Annotated in this window: 15 protein-coding genes; 10 read left to right on the top strand and 5 right to left on the bottom strand. The window is 35.3% G+C overall.

From position 1 onward, the window contains the following. Positions 1–57: 57 nt before the first annotated feature. The 3 genes from LB452_RS11275 to LB452_RS11265 form a co-directional block, all read right to left on the bottom strand. Positions 58–2,325, bottom strand: coding sequence for a TonB-dependent receptor (locus LB452_RS11275; RefSeq protein WP_224461840.1), 2,268 nt, complete (start codon positions 2,323–2,325; stop codon positions 58–60). A 264-nt stretch (positions 2,326–2,589) separates the two neighbouring features. Then, positions 2,590–4,695, bottom strand: coding sequence for a 5-histidylcysteine sulfoxide synthase (gene ovoA / locus LB452_RS11270; RefSeq protein WP_224461839.1), 2,106 nt, complete (start codon positions 4,693–4,695; stop codon positions 2,590–2,592). 9 nt (positions 4,696–4,704) lie between these two features. Further along, positions 4,705–5,238, bottom strand: a complete 534-nt coding sequence (locus tag LB452_RS11265; RefSeq protein ID WP_224461838.1) for a GNAT family N-acetyltransferase — start codon at positions 5,236–5,238, stop codon at positions 4,705–4,707. A 235-nt stretch (positions 5,239–5,473) separates the two neighbouring features. Between LB452_RS11265 and LB452_RS11260 the strand changes: the two genes are divergently transcribed. The 3 genes from LB452_RS11260 to LB452_RS11250 all read left to right on the top strand — a co-directional run bounded on the left by LB452_RS11260 (position 5,474) and on the right by LB452_RS11250 (position 7,463). Further along, the gene (locus tag LB452_RS11260; protein WP_224461837.1) at positions 5,474–6,127 is read left to right on the top strand and encodes a metal-dependent transcriptional regulator; all 654 of its coding nucleotides are present in this window, start codon (positions 5,474–5,476) and stop codon (positions 6,125–6,127) included. 2 nt (positions 6,128–6,129) lie between these two features. Continuing rightward, entirely contained in the window at positions 6,130–6,951 is an 822-nt protein-coding gene (locus tag LB452_RS11255) for a ZIP family metal transporter (RefSeq protein WP_224461836.1), read from the top strand. 122 nt (positions 6,952–7,073) lie between these two features. Beyond that, positions 7,074–7,463 carry a cupredoxin domain-containing protein gene (locus LB452_RS11250; protein WP_224461835.1) on the top strand — a complete coding sequence of 130 codons (390 nt, stop codon included), beginning with the start codon at positions 7,074–7,076 and terminating at the stop codon, positions 7,461–7,463. A gap of 3 nt (positions 7,464–7,466) precedes the next feature. Here the strand turns inward: LB452_RS11250 and LB452_RS11245 are convergent, their stop codons facing one another. After that, positions 7,467–8,063: a lipoprotein signal peptidase gene (locus LB452_RS11245; RefSeq protein ID WP_224461834.1), complete on the bottom strand. Its 597-nt coding sequence runs from the start codon at positions 8,061–8,063 to the stop codon at positions 7,467–7,469. 273 nt (positions 8,064–8,336) lie between these two features. Here LB452_RS11245 and LB452_RS11240 point away from each other — a divergent pair, with 273 nt between their 5' ends. The 6 genes from LB452_RS11240 (at position 8,337) to LB452_RS11215 (ending at position 16,609) form a co-directional block, all read left to right on the top strand. Further along, positions 8,337–9,074: a hypothetical protein gene (locus tag LB452_RS11240; protein ID WP_224461833.1), complete on the top strand. Its 738-nt coding sequence runs from the start codon at positions 8,337–8,339 to the stop codon at positions 9,072–9,074. Continuing rightward, a complete protein-coding gene (locus LB452_RS11235; protein ID WP_224461832.1) occupies positions 9,071–11,824 on the top strand; it encodes a TonB-dependent receptor in 2,754 nt (917 codons plus the stop codon). Before LB452_RS11240 ends, LB452_RS11235 begins: the two co-directional genes overlap by 4 nt. A gap of 49 nt (positions 11,825–11,873) precedes the next feature. Next, a complete protein-coding gene (locus LB452_RS11230) occupies positions 11,874–12,998 on the top strand; it encodes a DUF4249 domain-containing protein (protein ID WP_224461831.1) in 1,125 nt (374 codons plus the stop codon). A gap of 15 nt (positions 12,999–13,013) precedes the next feature. After that, entirely contained in the window at positions 13,014–14,723 is a 1,710-nt protein-coding gene (locus LB452_RS11225; protein WP_224461830.1) for a hypothetical protein, read from the top strand. A gap of 194 nt (positions 14,724–14,917) precedes the next feature. Then, the gene (locus LB452_RS11220; RefSeq protein WP_224461829.1) at positions 14,918–15,349 is read left to right on the top strand and encodes a hypothetical protein; all 432 of its coding nucleotides are present in this window, start codon (positions 14,918–14,920) and stop codon (positions 15,347–15,349) included. A gap of 291 nt (positions 15,350–15,640) precedes the next feature. After that, positions 15,641–16,609, top strand: a complete 969-nt coding sequence (locus tag LB452_RS11215) for a bile acid:sodium symporter family protein (RefSeq protein WP_224461828.1) — start codon at positions 15,641–15,643, stop codon at positions 16,607–16,609. A gap of 128 nt (positions 16,610–16,737) precedes the next feature. Here the strand turns inward: LB452_RS11215 and LB452_RS11210 are convergent, their stop codons facing one another. After that, positions 16,738–17,340 carry a porin family protein gene (locus LB452_RS11210; RefSeq protein ID WP_224461827.1) on the bottom strand — a complete coding sequence of 201 codons (603 nt, stop codon included), beginning with the start codon at positions 17,338–17,340 and terminating at the stop codon, positions 16,738–16,740. A 139-nt stretch (positions 17,341–17,479) separates the two neighbouring features. Here LB452_RS11210 and LB452_RS11205 point away from each other — a divergent pair, with 139 nt between their 5' ends. Continuing rightward, positions 17,480–18,328, top strand: coding sequence for a fructosamine kinase family protein (locus LB452_RS11205; RefSeq protein WP_224461826.1), 849 nt, complete (start codon positions 17,480–17,482; stop codon positions 18,326–18,328). The last annotated feature ends 400 nt before the right edge of the window (positions 18,329–18,728 follow it).

The raw sequence follows: 18,728 nt of genomic DNA, 5'->3' as shown, positions 1-18,728 counted from the left end.
ATATAATAATTATTTAATCAATGATAATTAGGTTTTACTTAAACAAACGGAGAATCTTCAAAACATATACCTCACATTAAGCATTAGATTTCTACCTGGACTTGGAATATTAAAAGCCCTAAGGATCGATAAATGGTCTACGTAAGTTTCGTTAAATAAATTTTGTAGAACAACCGATGCTTCCAGCTGATTGGTTTCTCCAAAATCAAATGTTCTGCTTAATCCAATATCGACTAAAGTAAAACCTGGCGTTTCTCGTTCATTAAACCCAGGACGATCCTGTCTGGCCACTGCTCTAATTTTTGAATACAAGGATGTATTTTGCAGCTTGCCAAATCCATAGTTCACTTCAAAATTTAAATTATCTGGCGGAATAAAGGTGAGTGGTTCATCAAAATCCTTATTCTCGCCTCTTGCCAAAGCTGCTCCAAGATTAAATCTCAAGCTTCGATCTTCCAATGCGACATACTGCAAGTTGATTTCACCTCCATAAAGTTGAGCCTTGGCCTGCTGATATTCCCAAATTTGAAGTCCTGAATCTGGCTGAATTTCTCCTGTATCGGCAAAAAAGATAAAGTTATCGACCTGACTTCCAAAAACAGACCATTCCAATCTAAATCTATCCATAGTCAGGCTATAGTTCAAATCAAGCTGTATGCTTTGTTCACGTTCAAAATTGGCATTACCAATTTCAAATCTATTGGTGCCAGGATGTTGACCAAAAGAGTACAATTCTGCCAAGTCCGGCGAACGAAATCCAGACGACAAGTTGGCTTTAAGCTTTTGAGTCTTACTTAAGGTTTTGGTAATTCCCAGCGACCCGGTAAATCCACTAAAGTCCGAATCCAGTGTTCTGCTTTCGGGTTCGCCAGGCAATACAAAGCCTGCATCTATAAATTGTGAATCACTCGCATCTGCATTGACTGTTCTGTAGTCGTATCTTACGGCTCCTTGAATGAAGTAGCTTTCCCAATCAAAATTGACCATATAATAGGCGCCATTTTCAGAATAACTGGCATTAGGGATCAAAATCTCCTGAACCTTGTTTTGATTTTCGTTCCTTAAAAAATTTCCCTGAAGTCCGAAATTATGAGTGAACCGACCTGTGTCAAAATTTACTCTGGCGTTATAAAAAGTATTGTTTTGGTTAAGACCAAGATCTACAAGGCTCAGGTTATCTTCTATTTCTTTTCTGTCGTTAAAATGATGGGAGAGATGAAAAACAGATTCAAATTTTCCATGGTCTATCCGTTGATTATAAGACAGTAAAACATCGGTCACTTCCTGAAACGGCAACTGCATGTCTCTGTCATTTCTTGTGGTGGCATTGGAATTTTCCAGCTCGTCATCTTCAATAATTCCAAGGTCTTGTCTTGAATAGGATACCGATAATTTATTGTCGAAATTTTCTTTATCAATTCCTGCGTGAATTCTAGCGCTACTCATATTGAATCTGCTATTGCCAATGACATCACCATCACCAGATTTGTAATCAGCGTGATTTTCGTAAGCAAGTTCAGCTCCAAAGAAAAGATCGTTTTTCAATTTTTGGCCTACTGACCCGTAAGTTCTTATTCCGTTAGAAACTGAATTGAATGTTGTTCCAAAATTACCTGAAAGCTCTTTTGAAGTTTTATAAAACTCATCATCCTGAATCAAAATAACACCGCCTAAAGCTCCGGAGCCGTAAAGAACAGAGGCAGGACCTTTGATGACATCAATACTTTCTACTCCCAGATCATTTACCCCCAGGCCGTGATCGGCACCCCATTGTTGATTCTCTAATTTATTACCCTGGAAAACGGTAGCCACGCGGCTAAAACCAAGCCCACGAATAAATGGTTTGACGATGCCTTGTCCAAACTCAGCACCATAAACACCAGGAACTTCTCTTAGAATTCCCATGACTCCAGACGGGCTGCTTTTATTCTCAATTCTATCCATACTCACAGGCGTATAATTGTAGGGTGTTTTTGAATTTAAACCCGTTTGCCTGTCAATGATAACTACTTCTTCTAAAGTATTGTCCTTGGGTTGAAGATGAAATTGAACCCTGCTAATTTCTTCTGATTTCACTGTCACTGACTTGATTAAATCGACATAGCCTAGTGATGTGACCTTTAACTTATAAGTGCCTTCAGGTAAATTCTGAAATGAAAATGCGTTGTTCTGATCTGTAATTGTGTACATATCTTCATCAATAATTTCAATTGTTGCCGATAACCCAGCTTCATCCTCAAAACTTACTGTCCCTTCGATGCTTCCATTTTGAGATAAAGATCCTAAACTTGTAAGCGATAAGGCCAACCAAATTATATATTTCATCAATAATTAATTTTATTTTAGGCAAAACTAAAAAATAAATGGTTACACATCTAAATACTAAGAGTGATTAACAGAAAATTTATAAAGGGCTTGGATTACAGTTCTTGGAGATTTTTTACTCTGGCTATTTACTTAGTTAATGCAATTAATTTGTTTAGCTTATACAAGAAACTCCGCAAAGCGGAGTATCTTGTATTTAAAATCATGTTCAAACAAGTGAGACTGTTTGTAATACTTGACTGTTAATAAACCAATACTAAAGGTTTACTTTTTACGCCAAATACTTATTTCTGAATTATTTACTTCAAAGTTGCGACTTGATTTTCTAGTTGCGTATTGTAAGTCAAATGGCTGAGAAACTAAAGTAAAATGAGATGATAATATATCGGTTATACCTTCGATAGATTTCACAGGTTCACCATTCTTTTTAACGCCACCTACCCAATTGTCCTTGTGGCTGATGCTTTCTTTCCATTCATAAGTTGAACCTAAAATCAATGTACCACCATCATTCAATCGTTCATGGATTGTGCTGAGAAAAGCAGTTGGATTTTGTAATTCTTCAAGTAAATTGAAAGCTAAAATCACATCATAATCACTGAATTTCTTTTTCAGTTTCATAGCATCGTCCTGAAAGAAATGCAATGGGCTGGAATCTTCATTAGGCTTTATATCTTCCAATAATACATCTTTATATAATTGCAAATCGCCTTCATCTTTGATGACATAGCGAAGCAAACCACTGTTCTGTAATTCAATGGCAGGTCGAATAAAGCGTGCGGAAGTATCGATTGCTGTCACTTCTTTAAACATTTTTGAAGCCTCGAAAGCCAAACGTCCCGTACTACAATTTAAATCTAGAAACTTCTTCTCTATGGGATTTTCAATCTGTTCTTTTAATAGTCCAGCAAGTTGAAGTGGATATTTTTGAAACCCTAAGTAATCCTCTCCATAATTTTCTTCACAGGAAATCACTACTTCTTCGTCAGTTTCGTAACTATCAATTCGAATCTTTGGTTCAAATTCAGATTCAATGTATCTAAAGCCAGCATGCTGATAAAAATGTCTTCTGAACGCATACCTCGCATGAAGTGTAGCTTCATTGCCGGTAGAAATCCATGATCCTCCTTTGATGATGTTATGTTTCCCATCAAACGTAGGCGTCGAAAAATCATCGTATAATGGGTGAACTTTAAATCCTGGATAGCCTGTAATCGGACTTTCTGTCCATTGCCAGACATTGCCCATCACATCATAAAAATCACCAAAAGAAAACTTATCTACTGGACACGGTGATGTGTAATGTTCTAAGTTGATATTCCCTGGCGCAGTCTCCCACTCGGTAGCATCTTTGACATCGCTATATTCTACTAAACGATACCACTCAGCTTCGGTTGGTAAACGCAGTTTTTTCCCTGTTTTAGCAGATTTCCAATTGCAAAATGCTTTAGCTTCTAAATAATTGATTTCAACAGGAAAACTCCATTTCATAGGCACGATCATGGTCATCAAACGCAGTTGATAAGAACCACCATCTTTACGCCAAAATAAAGGATGTTCTGCTTTTTTATAGGTTTTCCAGGACCAACCTTCTTCAGTCCACCATTCTTTGTTTTGGTAACCACCATCTTCAACAAACTCTAGAAATTCAGCGTTTGAAACCAGATATTTGGACGCTTTAAACTCTTTGACATTTTCATTGTAAGTTCCGTATTCCAAATCCCATCCATAAGAATGATGATCATGTGGTTTTCCTAATTGCATTTCGGCGCCTTCAACAGCGATCAGTTCATTTTGAACGGGTTGTTCATCTGTGTTATAGATCGCATCAAAACTTGCATTTTGAAGTAGTTCAACAGGCAATTGTCTGATCAACACTGATGAGGTTTCGATATGAATATTTTGGTGTTCTATACCCATTATAATAGGCCAAAAAGCACTTTCCCAATTGATAGGTAGCGATAAAGGCAATTTATTAATGAGTTTTATTATTGTTGATTTAACAGTATTTCGGTAATTCGTAACTTCATCAACACTTGGCCAGTTGTAGTTTTTATCATTTAAATCATCCCATGACATTTCATCAACCCCAATAGCAAACATGGATTCAATGACTGGATTGATAGGAGCAGGTATAAGTCCGGCTAGTACCAGCTTATTGACGTAAAAACACGACGTGTGTCCGTAATAAAAAATGAGTGGATGGCGAAGCTGATCAGCTCGCATGTAAAAGGTTTTTTCATCCTTTAGCGTTTTATATAACTCGTCATCCAGACTAAAGGTTCTTTTAAAATAATCAAGAATTTCTTGACGTTTCAGTTCTTGTTTCCCCTCCAGAAGGTTCGGGGTTTTTAGATTAAATTGTTTCATATTAATGGACTAATAAATCTTTACCATATAATTTTTATGCATTACAAACTTATCATTTGTAAGAGGCCTTATTTTTTCTTGAACGATGTGACCGCAAACCTTAAACCCAGCTTTTTGATATAGGGCAACAGCAGCTTCATTTTGATTCCAAACTCTTAGCAAAACATGTTTTCTTTTTTTATCTAAATGGTCTTCAAAAGCACGCATCAACTTTTTACCCAATCCCATTTCACGGAAATTTTTATCGACAAGGACTTCTGCAATGTATTCAGCAGCTGCAGTGTCGTATAAAGTTCTGATGTTTTCCGGGCGTTCGTTATCGGAGGTTAACGGTATTGAAATTAAAGCAGCAATTAATTGATCATCTGAGAATGCAAAGATCCCGTAACCGTCAGAAAATAATTTATCCAGGTAGGTTTCGGCTTCATCGGTAGTTATTTTCTGAGCGGAGATTCCTTCTGTAAACGCACTCAAATAAAGGCGCACAAGCTCCTGCTTGACGTCTAAATATGATTTTTTGTCTGCTTTGTTTAATGAAATCATGTAAAGGCAAAATTATTGCTAATAGTTTTTATAATAGAATGCATTTTTATTAAATTTTCATTAATAAAAGAAATGCTCCTATGTTCCAATGTCAAGGACTTCAAAGAATTTGATTTGTAATCACATCAATTTTAAAATCGATTGTTAGATTAAGAATATTTTAAAATTAGAGATGTCTAAATATTTTACAAGAATAAATTTAATCGTTACTTTCGTGAGGTCTAAATTTATGGTTATGTTTTCCTTATCGGAAGAAAATTATCTCAAAGCGATTTTTCATCTACAAACGCATCCCAAAGCAGGAGTGAGTACAAACGCCCTAGCTGAAGAAATGCAAACTAAAGCCTCTTCTGTTACCGATATGGTTAAGAAGCTCTCCGACAAAAATCTTGTCATTTATAAAAAATATCAGGGAGTTTATCTTTCTGAATCAGGCCGAGAAACCGCTTTGCAGATTATCAGAAAACATAGACTTTGGGAGGTTTTTCTTGTTGAAAAATTGGATTTTACCTGGGATGAAGTCCACGAAGTTGCGGAAGAGTTGGAACACATTAAATCTGAAAAATTAATTTCAGAATTGGATAAATTTTTGGATTATCCTAAGCGAGATCCACACGGTGATCCAATTCCAGATGCTCAAGGTGATTTTCAGGTTGCCAATAAAACTTTATTATCGGACCTGTCCAAAGGAGAAAAAGGTACCTTGGTTGGTGTTAAAGATACTTCACCAGAATTTTTGAAATACCTTGACAAAAATGACATCGCTTTGGGTAAAACCATTGAAGTGGTTGACAAAGAAGAATTTGACGGTTCAATGTTGATTCAGATTGAAGACCAAAGTTTAAGAGTATCTACGATGGTTACTGCAAATATTTTTATAAAAATCTGACTATGGAGAATTTAATCTCTTTTTTTGAAGCTCAGGATCCCGTGATGGCGGCACTTATAGCCACTATTTTCACTTGGTTGGTGACAGGACTTGGGGCATCTTTAGTGTTTTTATTTAAAAGTATGAACCGAAAGTTTTTTGATGCTATGCTCGGTTTTACCGGTGGGGTGATGGTAGCAGCGAGTTTTTGGAGTTTGTTGGCTCCAGGCATTGAAATGAGCGAAGGCGAGGGATTTATAAAAGTTATTCCTGCAGTGGTGGGATTTGTACTTGGAGCTTTATTCATTTTTGGACTTGATAAAGTATTACCTCATTTACACGTCAATTTTAAAGAAAATAGAAAAGAAGGCGTAAAGACTAAATGGCATAAATCAGTCTTATTAACTCTCGCGATTACTTTGCACAACATCCCTGAAGGATTAGCTGTAGGAGTTTTGTTCGGTGGAGCAGCTGCAGGGATGGAGGGAGCAAGCATTGGAGGTGCGGTAGCCCTAGCCATCGGTATAGGATTACAAAATTTCCCGGAAGGGTTTGCAGTCGCAATGCCGCTTCGGGGACTTGGACTTTCCCGCTGGAAGAGTTTTAATTATGGCCATTTATCTGCTATCGTAGAACCTTTTGCGGCAGTGCTTGGTGCCTGGGCAGTTTTAACCTTTGAGCCGATTTTACCTTATGCTTTGTGTTTCGCTGCCGGGGCCATGATTTTCGTAGTGATTGAAGAAGTGGTTCCTGAGTCACAACAAGACCGTAATATCGATTTGGCCACCCTCGGCTTTATTGGTGGTTTCGTGGTAATGATGACTTTAGACGTTGGTTTGGGATAAAACTATTTCTATTACCTTTAGCTTTTACAACTTACAATCCCAGACGGCACATGAAATTCACCCTTTTAATTTTAAGCTTGATATCGTTATCCTTAAGTTTAACGGCTCAAAATCCTGCCCGCGTGACGCAGTCAGGCAGGTCCGAAGAAAATAAAAACCTGTCTCAAGAAAAAGTGCAGGTGCCTGAAATTGTGACCAAACTTAAAGTCTTGGAACAGCTACAGATTGATGAGTATCGGTTAACCTTTAAAAGTATTGTAAATGACGGTAGATGTCCTGAAAAAGTAACTTGCGTCTGGCCTGGTGAAGCCAACGTGATGCTAGAGATCTTTGATGGAACGGACACAACCTCTAAAACAATCGCGATTCCCGCACTTGGATTTCATAGGGAACTCTTTTCTACATCCGAGCATGTTGTATACTTGAAAAACCTGACACCGTACCCAATTACTGCGAAAGATAACATAAAGGCTTACCAACTTTTACTGAAAATACAGCCTAAAAAATCTTAGGATTTACTTCTTTGGAAAGGCTTTTTTGTTGAACACGACCAATAAACCAAATCCTGTGCTGATTGCTGTATCGGCCACATTGAAAACAGGCTCGAAAAACACAAAGCGCTCTCCACCCCAGATCGGAATCCAGTTGGGTAGCGTGTCGTTATAGAGTGGAAAATACAGCATGTCTACCACTTTCCCTTTGAGCAATTCCCCGTAAGGTTTCTCTGCAAACAATGTAGCAACGTTTCCTAAACTACTGTCGAAAATGACGCCGTAGAACACAGAATCGATTATGTTTCCAATGGCTCCAGCCAAAATTAAAGAGACCGAGACAATTAAGATCTTAGGAGATTTTTTCTTTACGATGTCCCACAACCAATAACTGATGAGGCCAATGGCAACAATCCTAAAGGAAGTGAGTAAAATTTTTCCATAGGATCCTGGAATTTTTGCTCCCCAGGCCATTCCATCATTTTCTACAAAAAGTATACGAAACCAGCCTAAAACATTGATTTCTTCGCCCAACATAAAGTTGGTTTTGATGTAAATTTTGGAGACTTGGTCTATAACCAAAATAAGAAGGATAATTAGGGAAGCTTTCTTTAAGGACATAATATTAATTTGAAAGCACAAAAATAGTTTTTTTATTGAATTGCGATTTTATTTTCTGGTTTTTGCTAAGTTGCTGGATATAGTTAAAAGAAGTTTGCTACTTCACATAAGACTTAGAATGGACTCTCTGGATGATATATTTATTTCTTTATTATTTTAATAATTAGAAATAAAATTATTTAAGTTTACACCTCTAATTTACAGATTTGTTGAAATAGATTAATTCTTTTAATTTATTATGAATTTTATCATATCCTTAATCTTGTTTTATTAATGAACTTAAACTATTATTCAATTTTATTAATCTTATTTATCAGCTTAACAAGTTTTGGTCAAAGCTACTCTAATACAGAAATTTATTCTTGGTACGACACTCAAACCGGAATTCAAAACTCTAAATTACTTCGCGGTGTTGAATATATAGAAGAGCACAGAATGATCAATGAAAATCATAAATTCTTGGAGTCCAATGAATTTCAAAAAGGAGTACTGGTTTATGATGGACAACTATTCAATGAAGTGACACTAAAATTTAATATCTATGACGATATATTGCTCATTTACCTTCAATATGAGCAGAGGAATTTATTTTTTGAGTTATTCAGTGATAAGGTTAATAATTTTCAACTTCATGGTCATGAATTCAGCTATATCAAGACTGATAATGATTCCAGTATCTTAGGGTTTTATGAAATCATAAGTGAAGAAGGAGATTTTAAAATATTTAAAAAACACATCAAAGATAGAACTGAAAGAAGAGATAAAAGATTAGCCTATTTTGAATTTTATGCTGCCAAACCTGCTTATGTTTTTGAGTATAATGGTGAGTTTTATGATTTAAACAAACGCAGAGATCTATTTTCAAGATTTCCTGATCGTAAAAAAGAAATTAAAGATTTTTATAGGGATTTTAAAAAGCAGTCGAGAAATAATCCAGATGAATTCATGGAGAGACTCGCTGAGAAAATGAGCATCCTTCTTTCAAATACACAAAATGATATTGACGAATGAGAAAATATTTATTTCTTTTACTTTTAATCTATTTCCCTTGTGCTAATGCCCAAACCTCAGATTCCAAAATATCTTTAAGTTTTGAAAATAAAAATTTACTCGATGTCATTATAGAGATTGAAGAGCAAACTGACTATCGATTTTTCTTTGATGAGAAATGGTTTGATTTTGAAAAGCTATCTGGAGAATATTCACAAGTCAGTCTTGATGAAATATTGAGAGATGTTTTTAAGGATACAAACTTGAATTATTTTATTAAGGATCAACGTATCATTCTTACTCAAGGGAGCATAATTTACGATAGACTTTCTGATGATTTTTTAAAGATTGAAGACGAGACACTGCTTGCAGAAGAAGATACTCAGACACCTAATCCTATTTTTTATGTGAATAGTTCAGAAAAATCGAATACTGTTGAGACTATTCTTATCGGGAAAGAAAACAGGCAGTCCAAGCAAAACAGCTATCAGATTGAAGGCAGAGTATTTTCAAAACAGGGAGAGCCGATTTCTGGATTGAACATCTTGTTACCAAATCAAAATACCGGAACAGTTACCGACATTGACGGAAATTACAGTATAAATTTACCAAAAGGAGTAAATTTAATTGAGATGCAGGCTCTTGGTGTAAATAATATGAAAAAGCGTCTGGTGGTTTACAGCGATGGTGTTTTAAACTTTGAAATAGAAAAAAACTTTGAAGAATTAGGAGAAGTTTTAATAGAAGCCAATGCAAGGGATAATGTAAAGTCTGCATTAACCGGAGTAGAAAAAATAAACGTTTCAGAAATCAAAACGATTCCTCTGGTTCTCGGTGAACGGGATATCCTAAAAGTTGCTACCACTTTACCCGGGATTACCACGGCAGGTGAAGCGGCAAGTGGCTATAATGTAAGAGGTGGTAAAACCGACCAGAATTTAATTTTATTGGATGAAGGAGTAATTTATAATCCTACGCATTTCTTTGGAATATTTTCAGGATTAAATCCCTTTACTACAGGTAATGTTAGTATTTACAAAGGGAGTATCCCTGCTGCTTATGGAGGAAGATTATCTTCTGTTTTCGATTTGAATACCAAAAAAGCAAATAAAGAAAAATTTACCGGAGAGGTTTCTTTAGGACCTGTGACTGGAAATGTAAGTCTTGAAATACCCATTGTTGAAGGTAAATCGAGTTTGATTGTGGGTGGTCGTGCCACTTACTCAGACTGGATATTAAACCTTTTAGACGATGAATCCTTAAAAGATAGCCAAGCTTCATTCTATGATTTTGTCGGAAAATACAGTCATGAATTCGACAATCAGGATGAGTTAAATGTAAGTGGATATTATAGTAGTGACGTTTTCAGTGTAACATCAGATTCATTATTCAGCTATACCAATAGAATGCTTGCTGTATCTTACAGTAAAGTGTTTAACGAAAAACATCGTGGAGAATTGGTAGCAACCAATTCTAATTATGATTTTAATTTAGATTTCGAAAGTGACTTCGATAATAACTTTGACTCTGGTTATACTATCAATGAGTCTGAAGTGAAGTTGAAAATGAAATATTTTCATAATAAGAAACATACGCTGAATTACGGTATAAATTCAAAATACTATAATGTGTCACCAGGAGAAGTGCGCCCAGGGAATTCAGAATCATTAATCGAAGAACTTAGTATTCCCAAGGAACGTGCGATAGAGACTGCTGTTTATATTGAAGACAGTTTTGAGGTAAATGATAAGCTTTTAATAAATGCCGGGTTGAGGTATTCGTTTTTCACAGCTTTTGGACCAGCTGAAATAAACACTTATCAAGAAGGTTTACCTAGAAATGAAACCACCAACATTGGAATAGAAAGTTTTGATAGTGGCGAGGCTATAAAAACTTACAGTGGTCCAGAAGTTAGAGTTTCTGGGAGATATTTTCTTACGCCCAATTTTTCAACAAAACTGAGTTACAATAATACCTATCAATACATTCACACTCTATCCAATAATACCACAGCGGCCCCTACGGACACTTATAAGTTATCGGATTCTTTTATAAAACCACAAAGAGCGAATCAATATGCTCTTGGTTTTTTCAAAAATTTTGATAACAACATTTATGAGCTAAGTCTTGAAGGTTACTACAAAACAGCAGACAATCTGTTAGATTACAAAGTTGGCGCCGATTTATTTTTAAATGACAACATTGAAACTGAAGTTTTGCAAGGGGATGGAAAAGCTTATGGAGTAGAATTACTACTTAGAAAAAAGAAGGGAGCACTTAACGGATATTTAGGCTACACCTATTCCAGATCATTTGTAAAATTAGACGGTGATTTTCAAGAAGAAAGAGTAAATAATGGTGATTTTTTCCCTACTAATTTTGATAAACCTCACGATTTTAGCGCTGTGATGAATTATAAATTGACACAACGCTTCAGTTTTTCAGCTAATCTTGTTTATCAAACGGGGAGACCAATAACTTATCCTATAGGAAAGTATAGTTTCAATAACTCTGAATATGTAGTTTACAGCGATAGAAACCAATTTAGAATCCCCGATTATTACAGATTGGACCTAAGCTTTAATGTTGAAGGAAACCATAAAATTGAGAAATTTGCACATAGCTTTTGGAATATTTCAGTTTATAACGTTTTGGGTAGAAATAACCCCTACTCTGTATTTTTTGTAACTGATAATGGAGAGGTAAAAGCTCTTCAAAGCTCTATTTTTGCTATTCCAATTCCTACAATAACCTATAATTTTAGATTTTAAACGACCAAAGAAGGTGATGAACTTAAATATAAAACAAAAACGATCATTTTTGCTAATTGCTTTGATAGCAATTCTAGTTTCCTGTGTTGAAGAAATCCCATTGGAAACTGAAGGCTTTGAGGAAGCTATTGTTATAGAAGGCACAATAACCAACGAGCTAAAACAACATCAAATCAAGTTATCTGAAACTTACGCCGTTGATACAACTGGCCCAAATCCTTTATCTGGAGCTGAAGTTAGAGTCGTAGGCAATAATGAATACGTTTTTGAAGAAACAGATCCGGGCATCTACATCTCAAGAGATACTTTTGCTGCTGAACCAGAGGTTGGCTATCAACTTAGGATTTCAGTAAATGGGCAGGAGTATGAATCTGAATCTATGCAGCTGCCAGATACTAGTAATATAGATCAATTAGAGGCCTCTCGCATTGATTTAAATGGAGAAAATGGGATTGCTATCACCTTGAACAATGAAATCGTCGCCGGATCTTCTAATTTTTATAGATATGAGTATACTGAAACATTTAAATTTAATTCAAATTTGCTCAAAGTTAATGACCTTATTATAGAAGATGGTGAAGTTGTTGAGGTTCCAAAACAAAAGGAAGAATATACCTGCTACCGGACTGATGAATCTCAAAACATAATAATTGCCAATACCAATACACTTTCAGAAAACAGTGTAAAAGATTTATTTATCACATTTGTTAACTCAAATGATCCCAAACTTTCCAATAGGTATAGCATACTGGTAAGGCAATTTGTTATTAGTCAGGGAGCCTATGCATACCTTGAAATACTCAAAGAGCTTTCCGGCTCAGGTAACCTTTTTTCTCAAACTCAACCGGGGTTTTTTGCGGGTAATATTTCAAATATCAATAATCGAGATGAAAAAATCATTGGATATTTTGATGTTTCGACCGTGTCGACCAAACGACTTTATTTTGATTATGAAGATTTTTTCCCTCAAGGAAGTACAAGACCAAAATTTGTTGCTGATGCTAATTGTGCTGAAGTAACTCTTAGTATTCCTGCTTTGAGAATACAAATACAGCAAAATCAAATAAGATGGTCATCTACCTCACCAGGCGGCATATTTTCAGTAGTTCAAAGGCGATGTGTGGATTGTACAGTATTTGGGACGAACGAAAAACCTGAATTTTGGGAAGATTAATCACAAATTAGACTAATGATAAAAAGTATAATCTTAATTTTTATTACCTGGCTTGGATTTGTGAATTCATTACAATCCCAGACCACCGATAAAGAATTTTTACAAAATGAGATTCCTAAAGAACAGGTGTACCTTCACGTAAATAGTAGTTTACTACTGAGTGGAGAAAAATTGCTTTACAAATTTTATTGTGTGAATGCTGACTCTCAAAAGCTGAGCATGCTCAGTAAAATTGGATGGGTAGTTTTAGTAGATTCAAATCAAGAGGAAGTCTTTAAACACAAATTAAATTTAGAAAACGGTCAGGCTTATTCAGATTTCTTTATTCCTTCCAACCTGCCCTCTGGAGCTTATAAGATTCTTGGATATACGTCTTGGATGCTGAATGCTGAAGACTATTATTTTGAACAAGATATTCATATTTTAAACCCATACCAAGAATCAAATAAAGACATCCTTATTAAGGATACAATTGAAACTGTAAAAGAAGAGATCAAACCTCAAACTTCAAATGAATTCAGTTTAAGTCTGAATAAAAATTCATTTTTAAAACGAGAAGAAGTCGTCTTGTCTGTTGACAATTTAAAAGAAGTAAGAGGTGATTTTTCAATTTCTGTTAGAAAAATAGATGGTTTTGATAAACCTAAGCGTGTGAAAAGCATAAATTTCTATGAAATCTATAACAAAAATGCCTGGAGTTTTTCTGGTAATTTCATATTACCAGAAGTAAGAGGCTCATTTTTCAAGGGTAAAATTAGTGGAGCAAATAATCAAACTATTCAAAGTAGCAATTTGATCATATCCCTTCCTGGTGAACAAAATCAAGTAAATTTCGTTTCTGTAGATGACACTGGTGAATTCAACTTTACCATAAATGAAAGTACAACAATTGACGAAATCTTGTTTCAACTTTCTGGCTATACCGAGGATGATTTTTCTGTGGAGCTTTATAAAGATAAAAGTCTAGATTATTCAAAATTGGATTTTGTTAAGCGACCTAAAGTCCAAATCAACCTTAAAGATTCTATTTTAGAAAAAAGCATAAATAATCAAATCGAAAATGCGTTTTCAGCGACTAAGGCTGATCAAAATTTAATTCCTGCAGATGTATCTTATTTCTTCAATAACGAATTAACTATATACAATTTGGACGACTACACAAGATTCAAGGGAGTTGATGAAACTTTTGTGGAAATAATAAAATCCGGACGAGTAGAAAAAAATAAAGACGGTACCTACAGCATATTCGTTAGAAACAAAAATTTCAATGGCCAATTCACATTACCAGCATTACTCATTGTTGATGGAGTAGTGGTGCAGGATCATAGTAAATTGATATCTTTTGGAGCAGAACGAATTCAGAGTATCGGACTTCTCACAAGGAAGACTTTTTTTGGTCCACAAACATTTCAAGGTGTAGTTGCGGTTGAAACTAAAGAAGCGGATTTCCCCGTAGAATTTAGAGATACGTATATGAAATCGACTAAACATATTACACCACAAAACCCAAAGCAGTATTATAGTCCTAACTATAAAAATGAAGATTTAGACCGCATTCCCGACTATAGATATCAACTCTGGTGGAATCCCTATGTGGATATTGACAGGAACAAATCACTCAATTTTTTCACTTCAGATTTGAGCGGGGAATTTGAAATTGAACTGGAAGGATTCACTATAAATGGGAAGCCCGTTTCAATTCGCAAAGTCTTTAGTGTAGACTAATTTTTGTAATTTAAATAATAGGTCTAGTATTCAGTTGTAAAATTATATTTTAGTTTTTTTGAATAAGAAAACACGAAATTAACTATAGGTTGTGAAACTACTTAATCCTTTAATATTGGATTTATCTAGTGGAAATTAGTGAGGGTTTAAACCAGGCCATTATCAATATTTATGGAACAAAAATCGAAATCGGCATGTCTATTAAAAAAATAGTAAGTTGGAGTTTTGTTGCTATTGGGTGTGCTATCATCATAGTCTATCTTTTAAAACTGGAAAATGCCTTTTCAGAAATAAAATCTTCCGACCAAGTTAGGCTCTCCCTAAGAAACTATCACATAAGTATATGGATAGGTTGGGTCATCGTCACTTCATCTGCTACTTACTACCAGTGGACACAAAAGAAGTACATCATTTTCGTTTTGGATTACCTGCTCGTCATTTTAGCTTTTATATTTTTTAGACATTACCTTAGCCTTGGCGAAGAAGAGCAGTTTTGGTCGTTAGGAAGTTCCTTTAAGACAGGAGCAAATTTTACGTCAATGCGTAATGCTTTAGTAATGATTTTCATGACTGCTTTTGTACAAGCAGCGATTAAGTTATTTTCCAGCAAATGGCATCGGAAATGAATTTTCGTATTCAATTGCGATTTTATTTATTGACTTTTGATTATTAAATAATCTTTTTCTGAATTTGAGCAGAACTAGCTTAATGCATATCGACATCAAGCTTAATGTTTCAGATGGATTCATGCAGCATCTTGAGCGGGATGATTTTTTTAAGGGTTTATAAATATCTAAATTTTACAAGAACTTTACCACAAAAACATTCTTTTAGCATAACTGAAAGGAAATGAGTATTATTGAAAAAAGTGAATAGATAAATGCATCAGATAACTTTCAAGATTCCAACTCCATGCGATGAAGATTAAACTAGATCCTTTTGTAGTTTCCATTATCGTGGTAATAGTTCTGGCTTATTTTTTTCCAGAGCTAGGTAGAGAAGGGAATGCTATTCCATTAGATACCATCGTAAGTGTTGGGATATCCTTAATTTTCTTTTCCTATGGACTTAAGTTGAGCAAACATCAGCTTTCTTCGGGTTTAAAAAACTGGCGACTTCACCTTTTAGTGCAGTCTTCTACATTCCTTTTATTTCCAGCTATTGTGATCAGTTTTTACCCTTTCATAGAGCAGGGTAAACCAGAAACTTTATGGCTGGCGTTTCTCTTTTTGGCGGCTTTGCCATCAACGGTGTCCTCATCGGTGGTGATGGTTTCCATCGCCAAAGGCAATATTCCCGCAGCCATTTTCAATGCAAGCATATCCGGTCTTATCGGGATTGTCCTAACTCCGTTGTGGATTGGTCTCTTCCTTCAGGAGTCGGGAGTAGGTTATGATTTAGAAGGAATATATTTAAAGTTACTTCTTGAAATTTTACTCCCCGTCGGTCTAGGACTACTATTGCAAAGGTTCTGGGGAAAGTTTGTAAATAAATATGCCAGGCAACTCTCCCTTTTTGACAAGTCAATTATTCTATTGATCATTTACAAAAGCTTTGTAGAATCCTTTGACGAAGGGGTGTTTACCAGTGTAAAAACTAGAGATTTGATTTTTCTTGGTATAGCCACCATCCTTTTATTTTTTGTGGTTTACTTTATCACAGGCTACCTTTCCCGGAATTTAAAATTTAATAAGGAAGATCAAATTACCGCCCAGTTTTGCGGAACCAAGAAGTCACTGGTTCATGGAACTGTCTTTTCCAAAGTGCTCTTTCCAGAATCCATGTCAGTTGGCTTAGTCCTTCTCCCGCTTATGATTTTTCATGCCTTTCAGATCCTGTACATAAGTTTCATTGCTTCTCGTCTCGCTAATAGATTCAGGAAATAATTTCTTCTGATTTTGATACTGCAAACTTTAACGTTTTACGACATCTAGCTTAAAATCATATTTAAATTGATGAAGCGTCTGGAGTGAGATGATTTCTGAAGGAGATGATGAAGATCAGATAGCTCTGTCTAAAATTGAAAGCCCACACCTATAAAGAAGGATCTGGTTTTGATTTCACTATCATAAATAATAAGATCAGCTAAGTCTGATTGAGGTTGATTTTGAATATCGACTAATCCATAATTATATCTAATTTCAAAAAATAGCCCATTATCAAAATGATAGTCTGCACCAGTAAGCAAACCAGCATCCCAGTCTTTTATGAGATTATTATTTATGATGTTGTCACCATCAGTGTTAACGTCTATTCGGTAACCCGCAAATCCACCAGCATTCAAAAATAGGTTGGGAAGTGCTTCAAATTTTACAAACACGGGAACGCTTAATTGTAAAATGTTTGTTTCAATGTTGAAAAAGTTATTATCCCTCAAATTATAAGCCTCAAATAATAGTTCAGTTTGCAGTTTAAGTTTCGAAGAAAAGCTAGTGCTTACAAAACCTCCAGCGTAAAAGGAAAGATCAGTTCTGGGCTCTACGGCATCTTCAGAAAAACTGTAAAAGCTCTTTCCAGCTTTCACTCCGTAATTGAGATGATCAGGACTATCTTGTTGAGAAAAAGACAATTGGGGGATGGATAAACATAATATACAAATAGGAATAAGCAGTTTCATGATAAAAGAATTTAGATTGGTTAATTTTGAAATTAAAGATGCTTATTATTTGAATAAAGAAGAGTATTTTATTTTGTTTTTTTAAGAAGGTAGACAAACATGATTTTCAAATTAAATTCAATATTGATTAAACTCTTTTATGCTTTCAGTAAAACTTAAAACACATTTAGAAGAAGGTTTTGACTTCATAATAAAATCAACCCAAGGCTTGAGTGGGGGAGATATCAATTCGGTCTATCATATAAAAACCAAAGATGATCAATTTGTTGTCAAGGTAAATCGGGCTGATGCTTTTCCGGAAATGTTTCAGAAGGAAGCTAAAGGATTAATGGCTTTGCGAGATACAGGATCTATAGATGTACCGCAAATTTTGGGCTTTGGTGATTTTGAAGATAGTACCTACTTGTTATTGGAGTATAAAGAACCGGGTAAAGCTGATCGTCAATTTTGGGAGTTATTTGGACACCAGTTAGCTACTTTGCATCAAAATACCAGAGAGAAATTTGGATTTGACGAGGACAATTACATCGGAAGTTTGCCACAGTATAACAGGAGTACATCATCTGCTTCTGAATTTTTCATCGAACAGCGTTTAAAGCCTCAATTTGAAATGGCTAAAACACGAGGGTTTAACTTTAATAACTTAGACGACTTTTATAAAAAAGTCGGGCAATTGATTCCAGATGAGCTGCCAGCCTTGATTCACGGCGATTTATGGTCAGGAAACTATTTGGTTACTTCAAATAATAAACCCTGCTTGATAGATCCTGCTGTAGCTTATGCTACCCGCGAAATGGACCTGGCCATGATGAAGCTCTTTGGAGGTTTTGATGACAGGATGTTAAAAGCGTATCAGGAGTCTTTTCCGTTGGAAGATAACTTTGAAGAACGAATTCCTTTATGGCAGCTTTATTATATTTTGGCTCACGTCAATCTCTTTGGTGGACACTATTATAGTAGGGCCAAGGAAATTATGGCTTGTTACTAAAGATATTGATCGATAAAAAATCAACATTATTTTCTTAAGTGTTCGAATGTTTGAAGCCCCACATTATCGAATGAATTTGGGTTAATTCTTAAATTTTAAGGCATAAAAAAGCCATTTAGGAAACTAAGTGCTTGATGTTAAGTCGGGATGGCAGGATTACCTCTCGCTGGTCGGTGATCATGAATAAAGGTTTGTTGTTCAAGAAAAGCCAGTACCTATAGGTGCTTGTACCTTTTATTTATTCAATTTATGAAAGTTGTCACTTTCAATATCTGTCTCGTCCTAAATAACCGATACAGATTATTAGCCATTAAATTTATAATTTAAACCTTAACGATGCTAGCATCGTTAAGGTTTTTTGATTTATACGATTTTCTTTTGAGTTTGTTTTGCTTGTGCA

The sequence above is a fragment of the Psychroflexus longus genome (assembly GCF_020164595.1).
Taxonomy (GTDB): domain Bacteria; phylum Bacteroidota; class Bacteroidia; order Flavobacteriales; family Flavobacteriaceae; genus Psychroflexus; species Psychroflexus longus.
This window is presented reverse-complemented; position numbering and strand designations above follow the sequence as displayed.